The 20,480-nt window shown below is 68.7% G+C and carries 23 protein-coding genes; 9 read left to right on the forward strand and 14 right to left on the reverse strand.

Annotation, left to right across the window (positions count from 1 at the left end):
• The 3 genes from EV649_RS34230 to EV649_RS34240 form a co-directional block, all read right to left on the reverse strand.
• A complete protein-coding gene (locus EV649_RS34230) occupies positions 1 to 228 on the reverse strand; it encodes a hypothetical protein (RefSeq protein WP_130387844.1) in 228 nt (75 codons plus the stop codon).
• A 179-nt stretch (positions 229 to 407) separates the two neighbouring features.
• The gene (locus EV649_RS34235; protein ID WP_130387845.1) at positions 408 to 1,838 is read right to left on the reverse strand and encodes an aminopeptidase P family protein; all 1,431 of its coding nucleotides are present in this window, start codon (positions 1,836 to 1,838) and stop codon (positions 408 to 410) included.
• A 207-nt stretch (positions 1,839 to 2,045) separates the two neighbouring features.
• Positions 2,046 to 2,813: a GntR family transcriptional regulator gene (locus EV649_RS34240; RefSeq protein WP_130387846.1), complete on the reverse strand. Its 768-nt coding sequence runs from the start codon at positions 2,811 to 2,813 to the stop codon at positions 2,046 to 2,048.
• A gap of 91 nt (positions 2,814 to 2,904) precedes the next feature.
• Between EV649_RS34240 and EV649_RS34245 the strand changes: the two genes are divergently transcribed.
• Genes EV649_RS34245 through EV649_RS34255 form a run of 3 tightly spaced genes read left to right on the forward strand, consistent with a single transcriptional unit; the run spans position 2,905 to position 5,098 of the window.
• Positions 2,905 to 3,657, forward strand: coding sequence for a 5-oxoprolinase subunit PxpA (locus EV649_RS34245; RefSeq protein ID WP_130387847.1), 753 nt, complete (start codon positions 2,905 to 2,907; stop codon positions 3,655 to 3,657).
• Positions 3,657 to 4,262, forward strand: coding sequence for an allophanate hydrolase subunit 1 (locus EV649_RS34250; protein WP_130387848.1), 606 nt, complete (start codon positions 3,657 to 3,659; stop codon positions 4,260 to 4,262). Before EV649_RS34245 ends, EV649_RS34250 begins: the two co-directional genes overlap by 1 nt.
• Positions 4,259 to 5,098: a biotin-dependent carboxyltransferase family protein gene (locus EV649_RS34255; protein WP_130387849.1), complete on the forward strand. Its 840-nt coding sequence runs from the start codon at positions 4,259 to 4,261 to the stop codon at positions 5,096 to 5,098. The genes EV649_RS34250 and EV649_RS34255 overlap by 4 nt, the downstream gene beginning before the upstream one ends.
• On the opposite strand, the gene EV649_RS34260 is transcribed toward EV649_RS34255, so the two are convergent.
• Positions 5,088 to 5,588, reverse strand: a complete 501-nt coding sequence (locus EV649_RS34260; RefSeq protein WP_130387850.1) for a VOC family protein — start codon at positions 5,586 to 5,588, stop codon at positions 5,088 to 5,090. The two genes, EV649_RS34255 and EV649_RS34260, sit on opposite strands and share 11 nt — an antisense overlap.
• Positions 5,589 to 5,674: 86 nt before the next feature.
• Here EV649_RS34260 and EV649_RS34265 point away from each other — a divergent pair, with 86 nt between their 5' ends.
• Complete coding sequence (locus EV649_RS34265; RefSeq protein WP_130387851.1) at positions 5,675 to 6,028, forward strand: UBP-type zinc finger domain-containing protein; 354 nt, start codon at positions 5,675 to 5,677, stop codon at positions 6,026 to 6,028.
• Between the two features lie 404 nt (positions 6,029 to 6,432).
• Here the strand turns inward: EV649_RS34265 and EV649_RS34270 are convergent, their stop codons facing one another.
• The 5 genes from EV649_RS34270 to EV649_RS34290 form a co-directional block, all read right to left on the reverse strand.
• On the reverse strand, positions 6,433 to 7,434 hold the full coding sequence (locus EV649_RS34270; protein ID WP_130387852.1) for a proline racemase family protein: 1,002 nt from the start codon (positions 7,432 to 7,434) through the stop codon (positions 6,433 to 6,435).
• Complete coding sequence (locus EV649_RS34275) at positions 7,431 to 8,333, reverse strand: dihydrodipicolinate synthase family protein (protein WP_130387853.1); 903 nt, start codon at positions 8,331 to 8,333, stop codon at positions 7,431 to 7,433. Before EV649_RS34275 ends, EV649_RS34270 begins: the two co-directional genes overlap by 4 nt.
• On the reverse strand, positions 8,330 to 10,132 hold the full coding sequence (locus EV649_RS34280) for a 2Fe-2S iron-sulfur cluster-binding protein (RefSeq protein WP_130387854.1): 1,803 nt from the start codon (positions 10,130 to 10,132) through the stop codon (positions 8,330 to 8,332). The genes EV649_RS34275 and EV649_RS34280 overlap by 4 nt, the downstream gene beginning before the upstream one ends.
• Positions 10,129 to 11,289, reverse strand: coding sequence for an FAD-dependent oxidoreductase (locus EV649_RS34285; RefSeq protein ID WP_130387855.1), 1,161 nt, complete (start codon positions 11,287 to 11,289; stop codon positions 10,129 to 10,131). Before EV649_RS34285 ends, EV649_RS34280 begins: the two co-directional genes overlap by 4 nt.
• 110 nt (positions 11,290 to 11,399) lie before the next feature.
• Complete coding sequence (locus tag EV649_RS34290; protein ID WP_241999129.1) at positions 11,400 to 11,984, reverse strand: XRE family transcriptional regulator; 585 nt, start codon at positions 11,982 to 11,984, stop codon at positions 11,400 to 11,402.
• Positions 11,985 to 12,070: 86 nt separating this feature from the next.
• Here EV649_RS34290 and EV649_RS34295 point away from each other — a divergent pair, with 86 nt between their 5' ends.
• Entirely contained in the window at positions 12,071 to 12,958 is an 888-nt protein-coding gene (locus EV649_RS34295; protein WP_130387857.1) for a hypothetical protein, read from the forward strand.
• On the opposite strand, the gene EV649_RS34300 is transcribed toward EV649_RS34295, so the two are convergent.
• Complete coding sequence (locus EV649_RS34300) at positions 12,959 to 14,011, reverse strand: SDR family oxidoreductase (RefSeq protein WP_130387858.1); 1,053 nt, start codon at positions 14,009 to 14,011, stop codon at positions 12,959 to 12,961.
• A gap of 70 nt (positions 14,012 to 14,081) precedes the next feature.
• On the opposite strand from EV649_RS34300, the gene EV649_RS34305 reads away from it, so the two are divergent.
• Together EV649_RS34305 and EV649_RS34310 are read left to right on the forward strand one after the other, a co-directional pair.
• Positions 14,082 to 14,978, forward strand: coding sequence for a LysR family transcriptional regulator (locus tag EV649_RS34305; protein ID WP_130387859.1), 897 nt, complete (start codon positions 14,082 to 14,084; stop codon positions 14,976 to 14,978).
• Complete coding sequence (locus tag EV649_RS34310) at positions 14,971 to 15,903, forward strand: cation diffusion facilitator family transporter (protein ID WP_130387860.1); 933 nt, start codon at positions 14,971 to 14,973, stop codon at positions 15,901 to 15,903. The genes EV649_RS34305 and EV649_RS34310 overlap by 8 nt, the downstream gene beginning before the upstream one ends.
• Here the strand turns inward: EV649_RS34310 and EV649_RS34315 are convergent.
• Both EV649_RS34315 and EV649_RS34320 read right to left on the reverse strand, forming a co-directional pair.
• Complete coding sequence (locus EV649_RS34315; RefSeq protein WP_130387861.1) at positions 15,888 to 16,076, reverse strand: DUF3099 domain-containing protein; 189 nt, start codon at positions 16,074 to 16,076, stop codon at positions 15,888 to 15,890. The two genes, EV649_RS34310 and EV649_RS34315, sit on opposite strands and share 16 nt — an antisense overlap.
• 1 nt (position 16,077) lies before the next feature.
• Positions 16,078 to 16,527 carry a MarR family transcriptional regulator gene (locus EV649_RS34320; protein WP_130387862.1) on the reverse strand — a complete coding sequence of 150 codons (450 nt, stop codon included), beginning with the start codon at positions 16,525 to 16,527 and terminating at the stop codon, positions 16,078 to 16,080.
• A gap of 118 nt (positions 16,528 to 16,645) precedes the next feature.
• Between EV649_RS34320 and EV649_RS34325 the strand changes: the two genes are divergently transcribed.
• On the forward strand, positions 16,646 to 17,830 hold the full coding sequence (locus EV649_RS34325) for an MFS transporter (protein WP_130387863.1): 1,185 nt from the start codon (positions 16,646 to 16,648) through the stop codon (positions 17,828 to 17,830).
• A complete protein-coding gene (locus EV649_RS34330) occupies positions 17,830 to 18,657 on the forward strand; it encodes an aldo/keto reductase (protein WP_130387864.1) in 828 nt (275 codons plus the stop codon). Before EV649_RS34325 ends, EV649_RS34330 begins: the two co-directional genes overlap by 1 nt.
• A gap of 13 nt (positions 18,658 to 18,670) precedes the next feature.
• On the opposite strand, the gene EV649_RS34335 is transcribed toward EV649_RS34330, so the two are convergent.
• Entirely contained in the window at positions 18,671 to 19,369 is a 699-nt protein-coding gene (locus EV649_RS34335; protein WP_241999042.1) for a class F sortase, read from the reverse strand.
• Positions 19,370 to 19,415: 46 nt separating this feature from the next.
• Entirely contained in the window at positions 19,416 to 20,336 is a 921-nt protein-coding gene (locus EV649_RS34340; protein ID WP_241999044.1) for a hypothetical protein, read from the reverse strand.
• Positions 20,337 to 20,480 lie beyond the last annotated feature (144 nt).

Genomic DNA, 20,480 nt, shown 5'->3' on the forward strand with positions numbered 1-20,480 from the left:
TCAGACCGGTACGCCGGTCACTTCGAGCACCCGGTCGAGGTGATCACCCCGAACCAGCCGGCCGGACATCAGCCGGAGCTCGGCGCAGGCGCTCTGCAGCGCCTGCGTCTGAGTCCGGCAGTTGTCTACGAACCAGAACGGATCGTCCGGTTGCGGATCGTCGGCGTCGTCGATGTCGGCGTACCAGTGCCGGCTTCCGCAGTTCATGACTCGCACTCGTAGGTTCATGCTGATTACTCCCCGTAACCCGGGATCCTGGGTCCCCCCTGGCCCCAGTCCGGGACCGAACCGGCCGGCGCGGGCATCGCGGCCCCCCACTGCCACGCGCCCAGCCGAGTTCGACCCTCCCCCGACCTGTACATCGTCGGCCAGCGACGAACGTTACTGCTTGTGACGAGTAATTTTGATTACAGGGCGTTGAGGTGCGACCGGGTCCACTGCTCGAGGCCGTCGGTGGTGATCGGGAGGTCCTCGGTGAGGATCTCCAGCCGGTCCTGGTGGACGACGACGTTGTCCTCGATCCGGATGCCGATACCGCGCAGCTCCGGCGGGACGGTCTCGTCGTTCGGGTGGAAGTACAGCCCCGGCTCGACCGCGAGCGCCATACCGGCCTCGATGGTGCCGGCGAAGTACGCCTCCGGCCTGGACGCGTCGCAGTCGTGCACATCGAGGCCGATGTAGTGACCGGTCCCGCAGACGATGTACCGACGGTGCTGCTGCCCGTCCGGGCCGAGCAGCTCGTCGAGCGAGACGTCGAGCACTCCCCAGTCCCGCAGCCCTTCGGCCAGCACCCGCAGCGCTTCGTACTGGAAGGCGCGGTACGGCGCTCCCACCTTGACCGCCTCCAGCGAAGCGAGCTGTGCCTTGTGCACCAGGTCGTGCACCTGCCGCTGCGCCGCGGTGTACTCGCCACTGGCCGGGAAGGTCCGGGTCACATCGGCGGTGTAGAGCGTGCGGGTCTCGACGCCGGCGTCCAGCAGGATCACGTCGCCTTCGTTCACGGCGCCGTCGTTGCGGACCCAGTGCAGCACCGGCGCGTGATTGCCGGCCGCAACGATCGACGCGTACCCGACGCCGTTGCCCGCGGTCCGCGCGCGCCGGTCGAAGGTGCCCTGCAGCCAGCGTTCGCCGCCGCCACGGATCGCCTCGGGCAGCTCCCGCGCCACGTCACCGAACGCGAGCACACTCGCCGCGACAGCCTCACGTAGCTGGTCGAGCTCCCAGTCGTCCTTGATCCGGCGCAGCTCGGCGAGCGTCTGCCGCAGCGCGTTGCCGTCGGTGGGCGACGTCCGTACCAAGGCGTCCAGCATCGGCTCGACACCGGGCACCGACAGCATGAACGGGACGGCGCCCCGGACCGCCGCCGGCAGCTCCTCGATCGGGCGGCAGGCGATCTGCAGCGCGTCCGACCAGTCCTTCAACCCCGGCACCGGGCCGATCCATAGCTCACCGTCGCGCGCGTTCGAGAAGAAGTCCGCCTCGTCCGGCCCAGCAGTCTCGCGGAGGTAGAGCGTCGCGTCGCCGTCCGCCGAGATGACCAGGACGGAACCTTCGGCCTGGCAACCGGTGAGCCAGACGAAGTCGCTGTCGGCGCGGAACTGGAAGTCGGTGTCGTTCGACCGGACCGGCGCACGACCGGCCGCGAGCGCGATCCTGCGGCCCGGCAGCGCAGCGGCGAGCTTGCGCCGGTGCTCCGCGGCGGCCTCCGCGAGCCCCTCCGGCACCGACACCGAACGGTCGACCGGCCCCCAGCCACGAGAGATGAAGTCCCGGAACCCCTTGGCGTCGATAGGGCGGTAGGACTTCGGCGTCTGGTCGGTCCGGGCGTCATCGGTCATGAGCTGTGCTCCCCTTTGCAGCTGACGTTGTCAAGGGCGTGTCTGATGGTGCAGCGCCGTAGCGAGGAGGTGCTCGGTGCGGTGCATCGGCGTGCGGGGGCGAAGGTCTCGATGCGGAGCATCGTGGCCTTTGCACCCGTGCGGCGAGGTGCCGTGCCGAGTGCCCCGCAGTAGGCGCTGCACCATCAGACACGCCCTCACATCAACTCAGGTTGTCGCGGGCGGGCGCAAGCCCTTATCCCGGAACGCGGTGAGGATGCCCTGTTCGGAGTCGAGCAGGTATTGGTGCAGGTCGGCGGCGGCCTGCTCGTACTTGCGGGCCTCGAGCAGTTCGAACAGCCCACGGTTCCGCGCGATGTACGGCTCGTGCAGCTCGCGCGGGGTCGCGATCACGTGGAAGAGAAGCCGCAGCTCCGCGAGCAGCCGGCCGGTCATCGCGTCCATCCGCGCGCTGTCGGCGAGCCCGATCAGGTGCTGATGGAAGCGCATGTTCGCCGTACCGACAGCCGGCCAGCGGTCCGCGCTGGCGGCGGCCTCGGCGGCTTCGACATCGTCGTGCAGGGGCTCGAGCCGACCGCCCGGAAGCTCCGGATCACGGTCGGCCAGGCCGCGTACGACGTCCACTTCGAGGACGCGCCGCAGCCGGTACAGGTCGATCACGTCGTGCTCGTCCAGCTCCGGCACGAAGACGCCACGGTGCAGCTTGTAGACGAGCAGGCCCTCGTGGGTCAGCAGCCGGAAGGCCTCGCGCAGCGTGTTCCGGCTGACCTCCAGGACCTCGGTCAGCTCGACCTCGGAGAGCTGGGCGCCGGGCGGCAACGCGCCTTCGGTAATACTGCGCCGCAGGATGTCCGCGGCGCGCTCGGCCGAACTGCTCCGGTCCAGTCGCGCGACATCGGCGGCGACGGTCCGCAACCACGCCTGCCGTCCGGTGTCCGTGTCCGCTGCAGTGTCCTCGGCCCCACCCGTACTCATGTCCGCATCATCTCAGCTGGGCAGGAAAAGTGGAACAAGCCTCTTGCAGGATTGTTCAACAATCCCTACGCTCGGGGCCAGGAGGTGGCACATGGACCTCAACGCGGACATGGGTGAAGGATTCGGCTCCTGGTCGATGGGGGACGACTCGGCGCTGCTCGGCGTCGTGACCAGCGCGAACGTGGCCTGCGGCTTCCACGCCGGCGACCCTTCGATCATGCGCCGGGTGACGGCCGAGGCGGTCGAGCGCGGTGTGGCGATCGGTGCGCATGTCGGGTACGCCGACAAGGCCGGCTTCGGGCGCCGGTTCGTGGACATCGAGCCGGCCGCGCTGCGCGACGAGGTGGTGTACCAGATCGGCGCGTTGGACGCGTTCGCCCGGATCGCGGGCGATCGGGTCAGGTACGTGAAGCCGCACGGGGCGCTGTACAACACGATCGGCCACCACACGGAGCAGGCCGCCGCGGTCGTCGCGGCTGTCGCGGAGTACGACAAGACCCTTCCGGTGCTGGGGCTTCCTGGCTCGGAGTGGCTCCGGCTCGCGGCCGAGGCCGGTCTGACCGCAGTACATGAGGCCTTTGCGGACCGCGCGTACACGCCTGCCGGCACGTTGGTGTCCCGACGCTCGTCTGGTGCGGTTCTGCACGACGCGGACGAGATCGCCTTGCGCTGTACGGCGATGGCGACCGGGCAGCCGATCCGTGACATCGAAGGTGGCTCGCTGGTGGTCGACGCGGCGTCGATCTGTGTGCACGGCGACACCCCTGGTGCTGTGGACATCGCCCGGCGGGTGCGGGGTGCCCTGGGGGGAGCGGGCGTCGAGATGCGCCCGTTCACCGGCTGATGCGTCTTCTCCCGTCGGGTGATCGGGCGCTGCTGGTCGAACTCGACGATCTCGACGAGGTGCTCGGGTACTACACAGCGCTGACCGCGGATCCGCCGGCGGATGTCGTGGACGTCGTACCGGCCGCGCGCACGGTGCTGGTTACGACGTCCGGCAGTCTCGACGTACTGTCTCGAGCTCTGCGCGCGGTCACCCCAATCGCCGGGGCGCAGACGTCGGGCGATCTGATCGAGATCCCGGTCGTCTACGACGGCGAGGACCTGTCGGATGTGGCGCAGCTGCTCGGGTGCTCGGCGGCCGAGGTGGTCGAGCGTCATACCGGGGACGAGTGGACGGTGGCGTTCTGCGGGTTCGCGCCTGGGTTCGGTTACCTGACGTCGGCCGGTTCGTGGGACATCCCGCGGCGGGAGTCGCCGCGGACGAAGGTGCCGACGGGCGCCGTCGCGCTTGCGGGAGAATTCAGCGGTGTGTATCCCCGTGAGTCGCCGGGCGGGTGGCAGTTGATCGGCCGTACGTCGGTGCGCATCTTCGACTCCTCCCGCGAACCCGCCGCGCTGTTCCACCCCGGGCGCCGGGTCCGGTTCGTCGACGCAGGTCGTGGATGAGCAGCCTGACCGTTCTCGAACCGGGGCCCTTGGCAACGATCCAGGACCGCGGACGAGCCGGCCAGGCGGCGCTCGGCGTACCGGCGTCGGGCGCATGCGATCGAGCGTCCTACTCGTTGGCGAATCGGCTGGTCGGCAACCCTGACGGCGCGGCCGCGATCGAGGTGACGTACGGCGGTCTGGTGGTGCACGCCGACACCGATCTCGTCGTCGCCATCACGGGCGCGCCGTGCGCCGGCGTACCGCTCAACGCGCCGACGACGCTGCACGCGGGTCAGGTACTGCGTCTTGGAGCGCCGGCGAGCGGGCTACGGACGTACGTCGCTGTCCGCGGCGGGATCGACGTACCCGCGGTTCTCGGCTCCCGCTCCACTGACTTGTTGTCCGGTCTCGGGCCGGCGCCGCTCGTCGCGAATCAGACGCTGCCGGTCGGGTCGTCGGTCGAACCGATGCCCGGTGTGGATCTGGCTCCCGTCGCGCATCCGGCCGAAGGGAACGTCGTACTGCGGGTTACGCCCGGGCCGCGGCGGGACTGGTTCACCGACGCGGGGTGGGCGTCGCTCGTTGCGCAGACCTATCACGTGAGCAGCAACAGCAACCGCGTCGGCGTTCGGCTCGACGGGGAACCACTCGAACGCGCCCGCACCGGCGAACTCGCCAGCGAAGGCATGGCCCGCGGCGCAATCCAGATCCCGCCGTCCGGCACGCCGGTCATCTTCCTCGCGGACCATCCGGTCACCGGCGGCTACCCGGTCATCGCGTACGTCGCCTCGCCGGACCTGGACGCGTGTGCCCAGGTCCGCCCCGGCCAACCGGTGCGACTGCTCAGTTCTTGATGCGCCTGCGCATCTCGTCGGCGAAGGTGGCCTGCGCGATGCGCATCTTGGCGGCCTCATCGGGGTCCGCGAACAGGGCCGCGACGGTGCTCGGGTCGACGTCATCGAGGTGGGTCTGCAGCCACCAGATGTTGCCCAGCGGATCCCTCACCCGGCCGCCGCGGTCGCCGGTGATCCCGGAGTACATCAGCTCGGTCACGACGGTCGCGCCGGCGTCGATCGCCCGCTGGAAGGTCCGCTCGACGTCATCGACGTACACACTGAGGAAGCTCGGGGTGTCCGGCCAGTCCGGCGCCGCGTCGAACGTCATCAGAACCGACGCGCCGACAGTGATCTCGGCGTGGCCGACCGTGCCGTCCTGGTTCGGCCATCGTCCGCTCGTCCGGACCTCGAACGTCTGCTCCACGAAGTCCAGGAACTTGTCGGCGCCCTTCACCGCAACGTACGGCGTGATGGTCGACTTACCGCCAGGGATCTGCTGTGTTGTCATGTCTCCAGTCTGGACAAGGAAGCGGACAGGTTCTGTCCTCTACAATTTCTTGTCCGGGAGCCCGGGGACGGGACAGGATGGGCGGTATGACGGAGAGTTCTGGAACGCCAGGCATCGACAGCACAGTTCCCCCGACCGGCACCGGATGCGTTGAGTGTCAGCAGGCCGACGGCTGGTGGTTCCACCTCCGCCGGTGCGCGCAGTGCGGTCACATCGGCTGCTGCGACTCCTCCCCCGCCCAGCACGCCTCCGCTCACGCGAGCGAGACCGGGCACCAGATCGTCCGCAGCTTCGAGCCGGGCGAGGACTGGTTCTGGCACTACGGCGAGTCCCAGTACTACGACGGCCCCGACCTCGCGCCGCCAGCCTCCCGCCCCGAAACCCAACCCGTCCCCGGCGGCAACGTACCCACCAACTGGCAATCCCAACTCCACCGCTGAGGGACGTCAGCCAACGACCTACTCGCCGTGCCCGCGTGCCTCGTCGGCCGTATACGTGAGGTCGACGTGGCTGCGGGCGGCCAGGTCTGGGGCTGGGGGATTGCTACTCACCTGCAGTGACCAGCTAGTGTCCCCAGTCGCCCGGCTGGACAGCTGCAGTTTTCGAGCATTGGCGAGCCGCAGTTTCGGCGGACTGCGCCTGCAGTGAGCGTGCCCCGGGGGAAGAGACACCCGCCGGGGGCCGTGGACAAGGAATACATGGTCCCAACCCACTAGAACCTGTCTCACGGCCCAGCAGTCCGCCCACACCTCGGACAGCAGAGCCGCAATAGCCTTGGCTCCCCACCATTTGCTTTCAGTGGACCTGGTCGCCAACCGAGGCCGGGGCTCTTGGAATCGGTCGGCTAGAGGACGAAACCGGTGGGGAAGGGGTCGTCGGGGTCCAGCAAGTAGTTGGCGGTGCCGGTGATCCAGGCTCGGCCGGTGACTGTGGGGACCACAGCGGGGTGCGGACCGACTGTGGTTTCTTCGATCAGGCGGCCGGTGAAGCGGGTGCCGATGAAGGATTCGTTGACGAAGTCGGTGTCGAGGGCGAGCTCGCCGCGGGCATGCAGTTGCGCCATCCGTGCCGACGTACCGGTCCCGCACGGCGAACGGTCGAACCAGCCCGGGTGGATCGCCATCGCGTTCCGGGAGTCGGCGCCGTCGAGACCGGGTGCGGTGAACTGCACGTGCTTGCAGCCGTTGATGCCGGGATCGAGCGGATGCACCGGACGGTCGGTGGCGTTGATCGCGTCCATGATGTCCAGCCCGGCCTTCAGGATGCGATCCTTCTCGGCCCGATCGAACGGGATCCCGAGCTGCTCCAGCGGCAGGATCGCGTAGAAGTTCCCGCCGTACGCCATGTCATAGGTGACCTTGCCCAGCCCGGGCACCTCGACCGAGGCGTCCAGAGCATGCGAGTACGACGGAACGTTGCGCAACGTCAGGTGCTCGGCGCGACCGTTGCTCACGGCAACGTCGACCACAACGAGGCCGGCCGGCGTGTCCAACCGAACCTCGGTCACCGGCTCCGTCACCTCGACCATCCCGGACTCGACCAGCACCGTCGCGACCCCGATCGTGCCGTGCCCACACATCGGCAGCAGTCCGGAGACCTCGATGTACAACACGCCCCAGTCCGCGTCCGCCCGCGTCGGCGGCTGCAGGATCGCTCCGCTCATCGCCGGATGACCACGCGGCTCGTTCATCAGGAACAACCGCAGGTCGTCCAGGTGCTTGATGAAGTACTCACGCCGCTCGGCCATCGTCGCGCCGGGCACCACGCCGACCCCACCGGTGACGACGCGGGTCGGCATGCCCTCGGTGTGCGAGTCGATCGCGGTGATCGTCCGGACGGACCTCATACCAGTGACTCCACTGCTTTCTTCATGTCCTGCTCCAACTGCGCGACGTGCTCGGGAACCAGCGGCCCGCGCGGCGGCCGGCACGGTCCACCGAACCGTCCGACGTAGTCCATGCCGTACTTGATCGCCTGGACGAACTCGGTGCGCGAGTCCCACCGGAACGCGGCGACCAACGGCTCGTACAACGCGCGGGCCTCCTCCAGCTTGCCCTGCGTGGCGAGCTCGAACAACTGAACGGATTCCTTCGGGAACACGTTCGGGAAGCCGGCGAACCAGCCGGTCGCACCCATCAGCAGTGCTTCGAGGGTCAGGTCGTCGGCCCCGGCGATCACGGCCAGGTCCGGCGCCAGCTCGCGGATCTCGAGGATCCGCCGTACGTCACCGGAGAACTCCTTCACCGCGACGATGTTCTCGATCTGCGCGATCTCCGCGAGCAGGTCGGGGGTCAGGTCGACCTTGGTGTCGAGCGGGTTGTTGTAGACCATCACCGGCAGGCCGGCCTTCGCGACCTCGGTGAAGTGCGCGATCACCTCGCCCCGGTTCGCGCGGTACATCGTCGGCGGCAGGCAGAGCACACCGTCCGCGCCGTCCTCGGCGGCCTTCTCCGCCCAGGCGCGGGCCTGGTGGGAGCCGACGCCGTGGACGCCGATCACCACGACACCGTCGTCGCCGACGGCCTCGATCGCGGTCTTCGCCACGGCGCGACGCTCGTCGTCGGAGAGCGACGAGTACTCACCGAGCGACCCGTTCGGCCCGACGCCACGGCAGCCGTTGTCGACCAGCCAGCGGCAGTGCTCGGCGTACTTGTCCAGGTCCGGGCGCAATCCCGCCGGCGCCGACGCGTCCTCGGCGTACGGCAGCGCGGTCGCGACGATCACGCCTTCCAGCTTCTCGCTCATTGTTCCTCCATGGTTTCCAGCATGGTGTCCAGCACGGTTTCTGGTGATTCCGCGACCTCGGCGTCCGCCAGATCCCGCAGCCTCACTGGTACGGCGATCGGTCGTTTCATGCTTGGTTCCGGTACGTCGCCCGGCGCGGCCAGCAACTCTGCGACGGTGCGCGAACACACCCGCCCCTGGCACATCCCGAGCCCAGCACGACTGCTCAGCTTCATCGCCCGCCCGTCGTCCAGCCCGCGCTCCTGCGCTGCGGCTTCGATCTGTCCGCGGGTCACTTCCTCACAGCGGCAGACGAGCGTGTCCGCAGTACTCCAGCTCTTCCACCCGTCCCGCACGGGATAAGCCCGAGCCAACGCCCCTGCAAACCGCCGCCCCCGCTCAACCGCACCGCGAACCGCCGCAACGTCACTCGCTTCTGATCCGGTGAGGGCGTGGTGGGCTGCGGTGGTGCCGGCGAGGGTGCCTTCTGCGGTGGAGAGAGCGGCGCCGCCGATACCGGTGAGTTCGCCGGCTGCGAAGACACCGGGGGTGCTCGTCTGCTGGTTGGCGTCGACCGCCACGGCCGGGCCGCCGTTGGGGCCGGTGGTGATCGTGCAGCCGGCGGAGACGGCGAGCTCCAGGTTCGCGGTGAAGCCGAAGCCGACGCAGACGGCATCGACCTCCACCCGGCGTTCGCTGCCACGGATCGGACGCCAATCGCTGTCCAGGCGTGCGATCGTGGCTGCCTCGACGTGGTCGATGCCATGCGCGGCGATCACGGTCCACCCGTGGCGGAGCGGGATGCGATGGCGGGCGAGCAACGCGCCGTACCCGACGGCCTCCCGGAGCTTGCTCGGGGCAACCAACGGATCGCTGGACCAGCCCTTGCGGACCGTTGTCAGCGAGTTGGCTTCGAGGAGCGCGACGACGTGTGCCCCGACGCCGACCAACGACTCGGCGACCGGCAGCAGGAACGGGCCGGTGCCGGCGACGAGGACACGGTGGCCGACGGCGATCCGCTGCCCCTTGGCGAGGGCTTGCGCGGCACCGGCGGTGTAGACGCCCGGAAGATCCCAACCAGGAAAGGGAAGCACGCGATCGTACGCACCGGCAGCCAGCACGACGGACTGTGCGTCGATCGCGAACGGTTGCCGGCCACTGGCGTCTGCCGGACCGGTCTGAGCCCAGAGCCGGAGTCCTTCGATTGCCCACACCGAGGTGTCGGGCAGGTACGTGATCCGCGGATGGCTGACGAGCCGGTCCCGCTGCTCGGCGAACACCTTCCACTCATGCTGCAGCCGATCCGGCCGCCGAGCAGCAAACTCCACCGGCAACTGCCGGTTGTACTGCCCCCCGACCGCCCGCCCGCTGTCCACCACAAGCACTTCAGCGCCCGCATCCCCCGCCGCAACCGCAGCCGCAACCCCCGCCGGCCCAGCCCCCACCACCACAACCTCAACAACCCTGCGCGTCTGCTCCCCCGCAGTTGCTGCTGCGGACGAGGTTGTGGGTAGGACTGCCCCTGTCTGGGTTGCTATCGCGTCGCCGGGGGTGATGGTGCGTTGGCAGGCGCGGACGTCGGGGAGGCCGTTGACTGTGACCAGGCAGTCCTGGCAGGCGCCGATTCCGCAGAAGACTCCTCGAGGGCGGTCGTGCAAGCGGGTGGTCCGCCAGGTGTCGCGACCGTTGGCCAGGAGTACGGCGGCCACCGTCTGACCCGCCTGAGCCGCGACCGGATGCCCGTCGACGGTCACGTCCACGGCCGTCGGCGTACCGATCTCGGCCGGATCACCCGACCGCGGGCGGAGGTATGCGCTCATGCGGCGATCACCGCCGGACGGTCGACGCGGAACGGGGCTGGATCGACATGCGGGGTGAGGCCCAAGAACTGTTCCGTGATGAGGCGGCCGGTAGAAGGAGCCAGACCAATACCCGCACCCTCATGTCCCGTCGCGTGCCACAGCCCGTGCACGCGCGGATCCGCGCCGATAACCGGCAAATGATCCGGTGCATAAGGGCGAAACCCGCCGTACGTCCGCATCACCGGCACGTCGCCGAGGAACGGAAACAATCCGACAGCCTTCCGCGCCAACTCCCGCAGCACCCGGACGCGAACAGCATCATCGAACCCGATCCGCTCCCGGCTCGATCCGATCAGTACAGTCCCGGCCCGCGTCGACTCGACCACGGTGGACGTCTGCAGGTCGGCGTCCCCGCTGCCGACCGCGCCGACGTAGTCCGCGTCGTACACCTTGTGGCGCACGCACTCCGGCAGCGGCGCTGTCACGAGGATCATCCCGCGCCGGGGCAGCACCTCGATCGGCGCACCGGCCGCAGCACTGAACGCGCCCGCCCACGGCCCGCACGCGTTGAGCACCGCACCACAGGCAATGTCGCCGTCCGACGTGTCCACACCGACAACGCGACCACGCGACTGCCGGATCCCGAGCGCGGTGACCCCCGATCTCACTTCGCCACCGCGCTCGCGAACTGCTGCCAGCAACGCCGTTGCCGCCAGCACCGGCTGCACCTGCGCGTCATCCGGGTAATGCACCCCGACCGTCACCCGTGGCGTGACCAACGGCTCGAGCTCGAAGACCTCCGCGGGCGTGATCACCCGCGCGGTGACTCCGGCCGCGCGCTGCTTCGCCGCGAACGCGGTCAACGGCTCCGGGTCACCGGTCGCCACCACGACGCCGCCCTTCGCCTCCCACTCCACGTCGGCGACCCATTCGGGCAGCCGACCGCGGACGATCTCCCACTCGGCCCGGGATGCGATGGCGAGCTCCAACTCCGGCCCCGGCTCCTTGTCCGACACCAGCACGTTGCCCTCGCCGGATGCCGTCGTGCCCGCGGCCGGGCCGTCGCGGTCGATCACCAGCACCCGCACGCCGGCCGCCGACAGCGCCTCCGCGCACGCGGCCCCGACCATGCCTGCGCCGATCACGACCACGTCGGGTGTCGCGGACCGGTGCATGGCGGGCCTCCTCGGCAGGCGTTCGCTAAAATGAACGATACCGAGCGTACGCGTGCTCCGGGCGGCCGGTCAATGCACGCAACCGGACCTCATCCGGACCTTTCCCGGAACTATCCCGGCAGGTGCGGCCCGCCGGCCGCCGTCGGGTACACGTCCGGCGGGTACTCGAGCAGCAGCACCGACCGCACCGGCCCGTCCACAGCCTCGTACGAGTGCGGGCCGGCCGCGCGGAACGCCAGGTAGTCGCCGGGCCCGAGTTCCTCGATCTGCCCGTGAGCGTTGATCCGCAGGCATCCCGACTGGACGATGTGATGCTCGGTCCCCGGATGACCGTCGGACTGCTGGACCGCGTCCGGCCGGATCTCCTGGTTGTAGATCTCGAACAGCCCGCCCGGGTGCTCCAGCCGCCGCAGCATCCGCAGGTCGATCGCGTCGCCGGACAGTACGTCGACGTCCGCGGACCGCACGAGCACCACGTCGGAGGCCGGCGAATCGGCCAGCAGCGCAGACACCGGTACGCCGAGAGCGTTCGACAAACTGAACACTGTCTCGATCGTCGGGTTGCCCGCGCCGGACTCGAGCTGCGACAGCGTGCCCTTCGCGATCCCGGACCGCCGGGCGAGCTCGGACAACGAGATGCCCTGTTCGTCCCGCCGCGCCCGCAGGTTCGTCCCGAGAAGTTTTCCCGCACCCATCGCCGTCACAGCCCGGAGCATGCCACATGGAAGCGGTAACTTCGGATCCGTTGCGCGCATCAACCTCATCGAGAGGAATGGTGACGATGATCTACCCGAAGCTTCTGCGAGGCCTCGCGGCGCTCGCTTTGCCCTTGTCCCTGCTGATTTCCCCGAGCTCTGCGACGGCCACGCCGACCGCGACCGCCTGCACCATGGACCTCGGTTCCGTGACCAGCCAGGGTGTCGTTCAATACCGCACCGTGACCGCCACCCAGCCCCTGTCCGTCTCCGCGGTCCAGCGGCAGGTCAAAGTCTTCAGCCCCGGCGAGGCTCGGTTGAGCACGATCTGGAACTGGAGCAGCAACCTGCCGTCGCTCGAGTCCGGCATCGCGGTCAAGAACACAGGTGTCATCGGACAGGCGTCGTACAACTCCAACACCGCCGAGCCGGCGGACCCGACGTTCACCCAGATCAGCGCCGGCTGGGGCGGGTACTCGGCCATCGGCCTGTCGGTCGACGAGGACCGCCGTACGGCGCGGAACCAGTTCTACGGGCTCAGCAACGGGACGATCCGCCGTTGGGTCATCAACTCGTTCGGCTGGACCCCGACCGGGCAGACCGGTGGCTTCAGCGCCGTGAAGACGTGGGCGTTGCTCGGCCAGTCCACGACATACGACACGTTCCTGGCGACGACCCGCGGGGGCGCGCTGTACACGGTCCGGCTGCCGCTGACCAAGACGATGACGCCGGTGGTCAAGCAGGTCCGTTCGCGGACCTGGCAGGCGTTCGACTACCTGATCGCCCAGCGATGCGGCCAGATCAGCACGCTCCTGACCGCAATCGACAAAGACACGGGCGCCGCGTACCTGTACGCCATGAGCCACGCGAACGGCCCGTCGACGGTCATCAAACTGCTGGGCAAGCTCCCCGGCACGTACACCGACCCGATCTACTTCCTCCGCACCCACGGCACCTATCTACGCGGCGAGTGACTACGGGATGATGCGGCGGCTGCGCAGGTCGGCGAAGATGGCGTAGAACATCTGCTCGGTGTCGACGTACTCGTGGAAGCCGGCCCGGCGCGACTTCGAGGCGTCGGCGAAGAAGTCGTAGTCCCACCCGAACACGAAGTCGGCGAACGGCCAGGACGACACCTCGGCGAACGACGTCGAGGTCAGGTCGTGGGACGCCTGCAGCTGCTTCCAGACCGGCTCCTTGTCCGCCATCACGTCCTGCAGTGACAGCTGCAGCGGGGGCGCAACCTCCAGCCCGAACCACGCGCCGAGCTTGGGCCACAACTCGCTCCAGCGGAACAGGTCGCCGTTCGTGATGTTGAACGCCTGGTTCGCCGCCGCCGGCGCGGTCGCCGCCCAGACCGTTGCCTTCGCCAACAATCCGGCGTCGGTCAGCTCGAGCAACGAGTGGTACGCGCCGGGCTTGCCGGGGAAGCGCAGCGGTACGCCGAGTTCCTTCGACAGCGACGCGTAGACAGCGATCGCGACCGCGAGGTTCATCGGGTTGCCGAGCGCCGACCCACCCACTACGGACGGGCGGAGCGCCGACCACGTCCACGTCTTGCCCTGCTGACGTTCCTCCAGGAAGCGCTGCTGATCGACGTTGAACTCCGGCGGCAGGTGCGGCGGATCGTCCTCCCGGGCGGGTGTCTTGAACGGCCCGAGATGCGCGCCGTACACCTTGTAGCCCTGCATCAGGCTGACGTGCCGCAGTCCGCGTGCGACCGGCTCGATCGCGTCGACGACGTTGACCAGCATCGCGAGGTTCGGCGCGACGAGCTCGGCCCAGGTCGGCCGATCCTGGTAGGCGACGTAGAAGACGTGCGTCACGTCGGTCAGCCCGGACAGCTTGTCCCGGGTGTCGTCCGGGTCCAGCAGATCGACGGCGACCTGCCGCACCCGCCCGGGGACGTCGGTACCGCCGCGACGCGACAACCCGATCACCCGCCAGTCGGGCAGCGACGCCAGATGCTCGACCAGATTCGTCCCGATCACGCCTCGGGAACCGACCACCAACGCAACGTTCTCCATGCCAACAGCCTCGCTGACCTGCGAAGATAAAACCAACGCATAGTTTTCACCGAAGCCATAAGCTGAAGTCATGGCAACGCTCAGGCAGCTCGAGTACCTCGTCACCGTGGTCGACCAGGGCTCGTTCACGAAGGCAGCCGAGCTCCTCCACGTCACCCAGCCCGCGCTCTCACACCAGATCCGCACCCTCGAACGTTCGGCCGGCGGACCGCTGCTCGAGCGACTTCCTCGCAGTGTCCGCCTCACCCCGACGGGCCGCGCGATGCTTCCGCACGCGCGCGCCACACTGGCCGACGCAGAACGGGCTCGCTGCGCCGCCCGGCAAGCCGCCGGACTCGAGGTCGGCGAGCTGCAGATCGCGACGCTCTACTCGATCACCCTGGGCGTGCTGCCGGCCGCGCTCCGCGAGTGGCGACGGACCCGCCCGAACGTCGGCATCCGCCTGTTCGAGCACCGGCATACCGACGAACTCGTCGACGCGATGAACGCCGGCGAAGCAGATCTCGCCGTCGGCCCCGAGCCGCCGCACTGGCCCGGCGTCACGCGCGCGCTCGGCACCGAGGAACTCGTCGTCGTGGTCGCCGCCGACGATCCGGCCGCGACCGGAGGAGACACCGTCAAACTGCAGGACCTGGCGGACCGCTCCTGGGTCCACTACGCACCAGGTCACGGCCTCGCCGACGTCCTCGACAACGCTTGTGCACAAGCAGGATTCGAACCGCGCATCGCCGTACGGACCGAACAGACCGCCGCGGCGCCCGCGCTGGCTGCGGCAGGTCTCGGCCCCGCTTTGGTCCCCGACAACATCCTGCCGAAGGACTTCGACGGCCACATCCTGCACCCGGAGCCGGCGGTACGTCGGACGCTCACGGCGTACACGCGCGGCGAACCGGATCCGCTCGCCGCCGCCTTCATCGACGTACTGTTTCGATCCGCCGGCATCCGGGCACGCGAAGGTGATGGCTGACGAAGCGTCGGACGCCACAGTCCTCCTGGCCGGTACGGCGAATCTCGCGATCGCGATCGCGAAGGTCGTCGCCGGTCTGCTCTCCGGCTCGACCGCGCTGCTCGCCGAGGCGGCGCACTCGGTCGCCGACACAATGAATCAGGCGTTCCTGCTGACCGCGCTACATCGGAGCCGTAAGCCTGCCGATGCGCGGCATCCCTTCGGCTACGGGATGGAGCGGTACTTCTGGTCGTTGCTCGCCGCGGTCGGCATCCTCGTGCTCGGCGCCGGCTTCTCGATCACGGAAGGCGTTCGCTCGCTCCTCGACCCGCAGCCGATCGCGGCGCCGCAGGTGATCTACCCAGTGCTCGCTGTCTCGTTCCTGTTCGAGGGATCGTCCTGGCTGCGCGCCGTACTCCAGTTGCGGCGAGAGGCCCGCGAGGCAGGCATATCGCTCCGCCAGCAGCTGCGCATCGCCGAACCGGCCGTCAAGACGGTCGCCTTTGAGGACTCGGCCGCGCTGATCGGTCTGCTGATCGCCGCCGTCGGCGTCACCATGGCCTTGGTCACCGGCGAACATCTCTGGGACGGTGCGGCATCGATCGCGATCGGCGTTCTCCTGATGGTGGTCGCATTCACGCTCGGCCGCGACAACAAGGCGATGCTGATCGGGCGCGCGCTACCGGCCGAAACCCAGAGCGGGCTGCGCGAACTGATCGGCAGCAGGCCGGGCATCGACGCAGTCGTCGAGCTGCTCACGTTGCAGTTGGCGCCGGACCAGGTCCTGGTCGTCGCGACCGTCGACCTGAACGACTCCGAGACCACCGGCGCCGCCATCGAGCAGCTTGCCGAGCAGATCGACAGGGACGTGCGCGAGGCGTTCCCGATGGTGCGGCACCTCTACCTCGACCCGACCCCCGCGGACGTGCGTCAGCGTTTGTCGTGACCCCAGTTCGCGACGATGGCGGCGACCGGAGGGAGTACGGCGGCGACTGCGCTCATCCCGACGGCTGCCGGGATCGAGAACAGGCGCACGACGAACCAGGCCAGGATGATCAGCGTCAGGCAGCTGCCCATCAGCAGGATGTAGAGCTTGCGGTTGTCGTAGCGGCGCGCCATGTCACACCGTCAGCGCGAGCTTCCCCAGCGCGGTGACCAGCGGGGACAGCTCAGGTAGCTCGGCGGCACGCTCCAACGCAGACGTCAGTACGGCGTCGTGGGTCGGCTGCGCCTGGTCGAGCAGCTCGCGACCGGCCTCGGTGACCTCGGTGTAGATGCCACGCCGGTCCGTCGGGCACAGGTACCGCTGGAGCAGCTTGCGGTCCTCCAGCCGGTTCACCAGGCGGGTAGTGGCGGACTGGCTGAGCACCACCGCGTTCGACAGCTGGTTCATCCGCAGGTGGTAGTCGTCCTGCCGCGCCAGCACGTCCAGCACGCTGTACTCACTCACCGACAGCCCGTGCTGCTTCTGCAGCGCGCGCTCCAGCTCGTCCTCGATCCGGGCGTGCAGCGCCGCCAGGGTTCGCCACCCCTGCGCCCGCGCCTCCGCAGCGTCATCCGGTAGTCCCACGGCACCTCCACTTGAACTTCACACTTGCATGCGCAATCATAGCGCTTGTGCAATAGCCCGCGTGTGCAACTATCGCGCACGCCGGTAATAGTCATCAGCTTACCTTCGAAGGAGCGTTATGCCAGCGGCTCTGCTCGCACTCGCGATCGGTGCGTTCGGGATCGGCACCACCGAGTTCGTCATCATGGGGCTGCTGCCCGAGGTTGCCACCGACTTCGGCGTCAGCATCCCGTCCGCCGGACTGCTCATCTCCGGGTACGCGCTGGGGGTCGTGGTCGGCGCCCCGCTGCTCACCGCGATCGGCTCCAAGGTGTCCCGCAAGACCGTGCTGATCGCGCTGATGGGCGTCTTCATCGCCGGCAGCCTGGTCTCCGCGGTCGCTCCGTCGTACGGCGTTCTGATGACCGGACGGATCGTGGCGGCGCTTTCCCACGGGGCGTTCTTCGGCGTCGGGTCCGTGGTCGCGGCGTCGCTGGTTCCGAAGGCGAAGCAGGCGAGCGCGATCGCTTTGATGTTCACCGGGCTGACGGTCGCCAACGTGCTCGGCGTGCCGGGTGGGACCGCGCTCGGTCAGCAGTTCGGCTGGCGGTCGACGTTCTGGGCGGTGACTGCGCTTGGTGTGATCGGGCTGCTCGGTATCGTGCTCCTGGTGCCGCGGCAGGACACTGCGGAAGGTCCTGGGCTGCGCAGCGAGCTGGCGGTGTTCAAGAACCTGCAGGTGTGGCTGGCGTTGGCGATGACCGCACTGGGCTTCGCTGGGGTGTTCGCGTCGTTCACCTACATCGCACCGATGATGACCGAGGTCGCGGGCTTCTCCTCCGGTGCGGTGACCTGGCTGCTCGTGCTGTTCGGCGGTGGGCTTGTCGTAGGCAACCTGCTGGGCGGTCGAGCAGCGGACCGCTCGCTGATGCCGAGTCTGTACCTGATCCTCGCGCTACTGGCCGCCGTACTGGTCGTCTTCGTGTTCACCGCGCACGCCAAGCTCCCCTCTGCTGTGACGATCGCGCTCTTCGGTGCTGCTGGGTTCGCCACAGTCGCTCCGCTGCAGAAGCGGGTGATGGACAAGGCGCAGGGCGCTCCGGCGCTGGCGTCCGCGGCCAACATCGCCGCGTTCAATCTCGGCAACGCTGCCGGCGCGTACCTCGGTGGACTCACCATCGAGCGCGGCCTCGGCTACACCGCGCCCAACTGGGTCGGAGCTGCACTGGCTGTCGCCGGTCTGCTCGTCGCCCTCGCCTCCGGTCTGCTCGACCGCCGTCACACCAGCCAAGCTCCCGCACTAGTACTTGAAGGAAGCCACTGATGATCCCCACTGTGAAGCTCAACAACGACGTCGAGATGCCTCAGCTCGGGTACGGCGTCTTCCAGGTCCCGAGCGACGAAACGGCCGCTGCCGTGACACATGCACTCGAGGCCGGCTACCGCAGCATCGACACTGCAGCGGCGTACCAGAACGAGGCAGGTGTCGGGCAGGCGCTCGCTGCGTCCGGAATCGACCGGAGCGACCTGTTCATCACCACCAAGCTGTGGAACGCGGACCAGGGGTACGAGTCCACCCTGAAGGCGTTCGACCAGAGCCTGTCCCTGCTGGGCCTGCAGTACCTGGACCTGTACCTCATCCACTGGCCGACCCCAGCACGCGACCTGTACGTCGACAGCTGGCGCGCACTGGAGAAGCTGTACGCCGACGGTCGCGTCCGCGCGATCGGCGTGTCCAACTTCCAGCCGGAGCACCTGGATCGTCTCGCGCAGTCCTCCCGCATCACCCCGGCCGTCAACCAGGTCGAGCTGCATCCGTACCTGCGACAGGACGCGGTCCGCGCGTACGGCGGTGACTTCGGCATCCGTACCGAGGCCTGGAGCCCGCTGGCGAAGGGCGGCACACTGCTCGACGAGCCGGTGATCGCCAAGCTGGCAACGCTCTACGGCCGCACGCCGGCCCAGATCGTCATTCGCTGGCACCTGCAGCTCGGCAACATCGTCATCCCGAAGTCCGTCACCCCGTCCCGCATCCGCGAGAACCTCAACGTCTTCGACTTCACCCTCACCGAAGACGACGTCACCGCCGTCAGCAATCTCCACCGCAACGAACGCACCGGCCCCGACCCGGACACCTTCAACGTCGCTTAGTGGTCCAGTTTCGCTACGTCGTGGGGACGGCAATCACAACGGCGTTGCTGAGGTAGCCCGTGCCGTCCCAGTCCTCGCAGGTGACGAGCACGAGTCGCCCCGGGACACCCTGGCTGAAGACCTGCTGGGCCCGCTTGGCCAGGGTCTTCTTGCGATAGATGGCCACCGCCGTGACGACGTACTTGATCGTCCCGTGCCGAGTCGTCACGGAGACCGCGTCCCCCACGCCTAGCCGGTCCAGATCGTCGAACGCACCTCCACCGGTGTGCACGGTGTGACCGGTGATGACCGCGGAACCCTTGGTCGCTCCGGGCCGGGCGCCGTCGGACCACCAACCAACCACCCGCGGGTTCGACGGCGGGATGAGCGAACCACCACGGGCGCGGATCGACAGCACGCGCGCGGACACTCCGAGACTGGGCACCGACAGCGAGATCGGGTCCCCAGGCCGGACCGGGGCCGTGCTCAGGACCTCCGCCGGGGGTGTGTCCTGCGGCGTGGTCGGTTGCGTGGTCGGTTGCGTGACCTGCTTCGAGGTGGAGCCGGACGACGTCCGGCCCGGTACGACGGATGTCGTGCCGGGCCGTTGCGTCGCCGAGGACGGGCCGGCAGTGGTCTGCTGCCGACCCTCGTCAGAGTTGTTCATCCTGATCTGGACGTAACCGCCGACCAGGAGGAGTACGACGCCGACCGCCAGAGCCGAGATCGTCAACCACGACGACCGGGCACGACCCTGGCGGCGGCGTTTGCCGGATACCTCAGGCAGAGTGCTGCCCGCTACGCTGCCGGAACTTCAGAACACCGGCGAACACGAGCAGGCCGCCGAGGGTCAGCAACGCGATACCCCACGCGCTCTGGCTGCTGGTGGTCGCAGACGCGTTCTTCATCCCACCGGACAGACCAGCGTCGACATCGGTCGGAACCCCGACCGGGGCGCTGCTGGTGGTGCTGGTCGGGCTGACGGTCGGCGACTCCGACGGCGTCGCCGTCACAGTCGGGCTCTCCGAAGGCGTCTCGCTCGGGGTCTCGGACGGCGTCTCGGACGGAGTCTCCGAAGGCGTCTCGCTCGGCGTCTCCGAAGGAGTCTCCGACGGGGTCTCGCTCGGGGTCTCCGACGGCGTCTCGGACGGAGTCTCCGAAGGCGTCTCGCTCGGCGTCTCCGAAGGAGTCTCCGACGGCGTTTCGCTTGGGGTCTCCGAAGGAGTCGTGGTCGGGGTTTCCGTCGGAGTCGGAGTCGGAGTCGGCGTGGTGCCCGGCCCGACGCAGAAGCTCAGGTGGCTGAGGCCGTAGTACTTCACGCCGCCATTGCCGCTCTCGTTGACCGGCGTGTGCAGGCCGGCGCCGACGATCGTCCCGCCTGGACGGTAGTCGTAGAAGTTCGCGTTCGGGCCACCTTTGACGATGGCGCCGAGCACCGTGCCGCCGGTAGCGGTGAAGTTGATCAGGTCCCCGGTCTGGGACCAGATCACCGTCACGCCCGCGGCCGAACCCGAGCCCGAGGTGGGCATCGGCTTGTCCTCGAACTTGATCTCCGTCGAACCCGGGATCAACGTCGCGCACTTCGGGTTGCCCGAGATCGTCGTCACCGTCTCGGCCGACGAAGCCGACGGGGCCGTCGCGAGGGTCACACCTCCCACCGCGAGTGCGAGTGCTCCGGCGCCGCCGAGCAGGGCGATCACGCGTGAGTTCTTGAGGCGCCCGCTTGCGCCTACCGATGTGTCTTTCACAGTCTCCCCTAGGTTGAATCCGGTCTCTCGCGACCGGCAGCTCGCCGGCAAACCCCGAGCTTCATCTCCAGGGCTGCACCAGGCGGGTCCGTTCGT

The organism is Kribbella sp. VKM Ac-2569 (assembly GCF_004216905.1).
In the GTDB taxonomy this organism is placed as follows: domain Bacteria; phylum Actinomycetota; class Actinomycetes; order Propionibacteriales; family Kribbellaceae; genus Kribbella.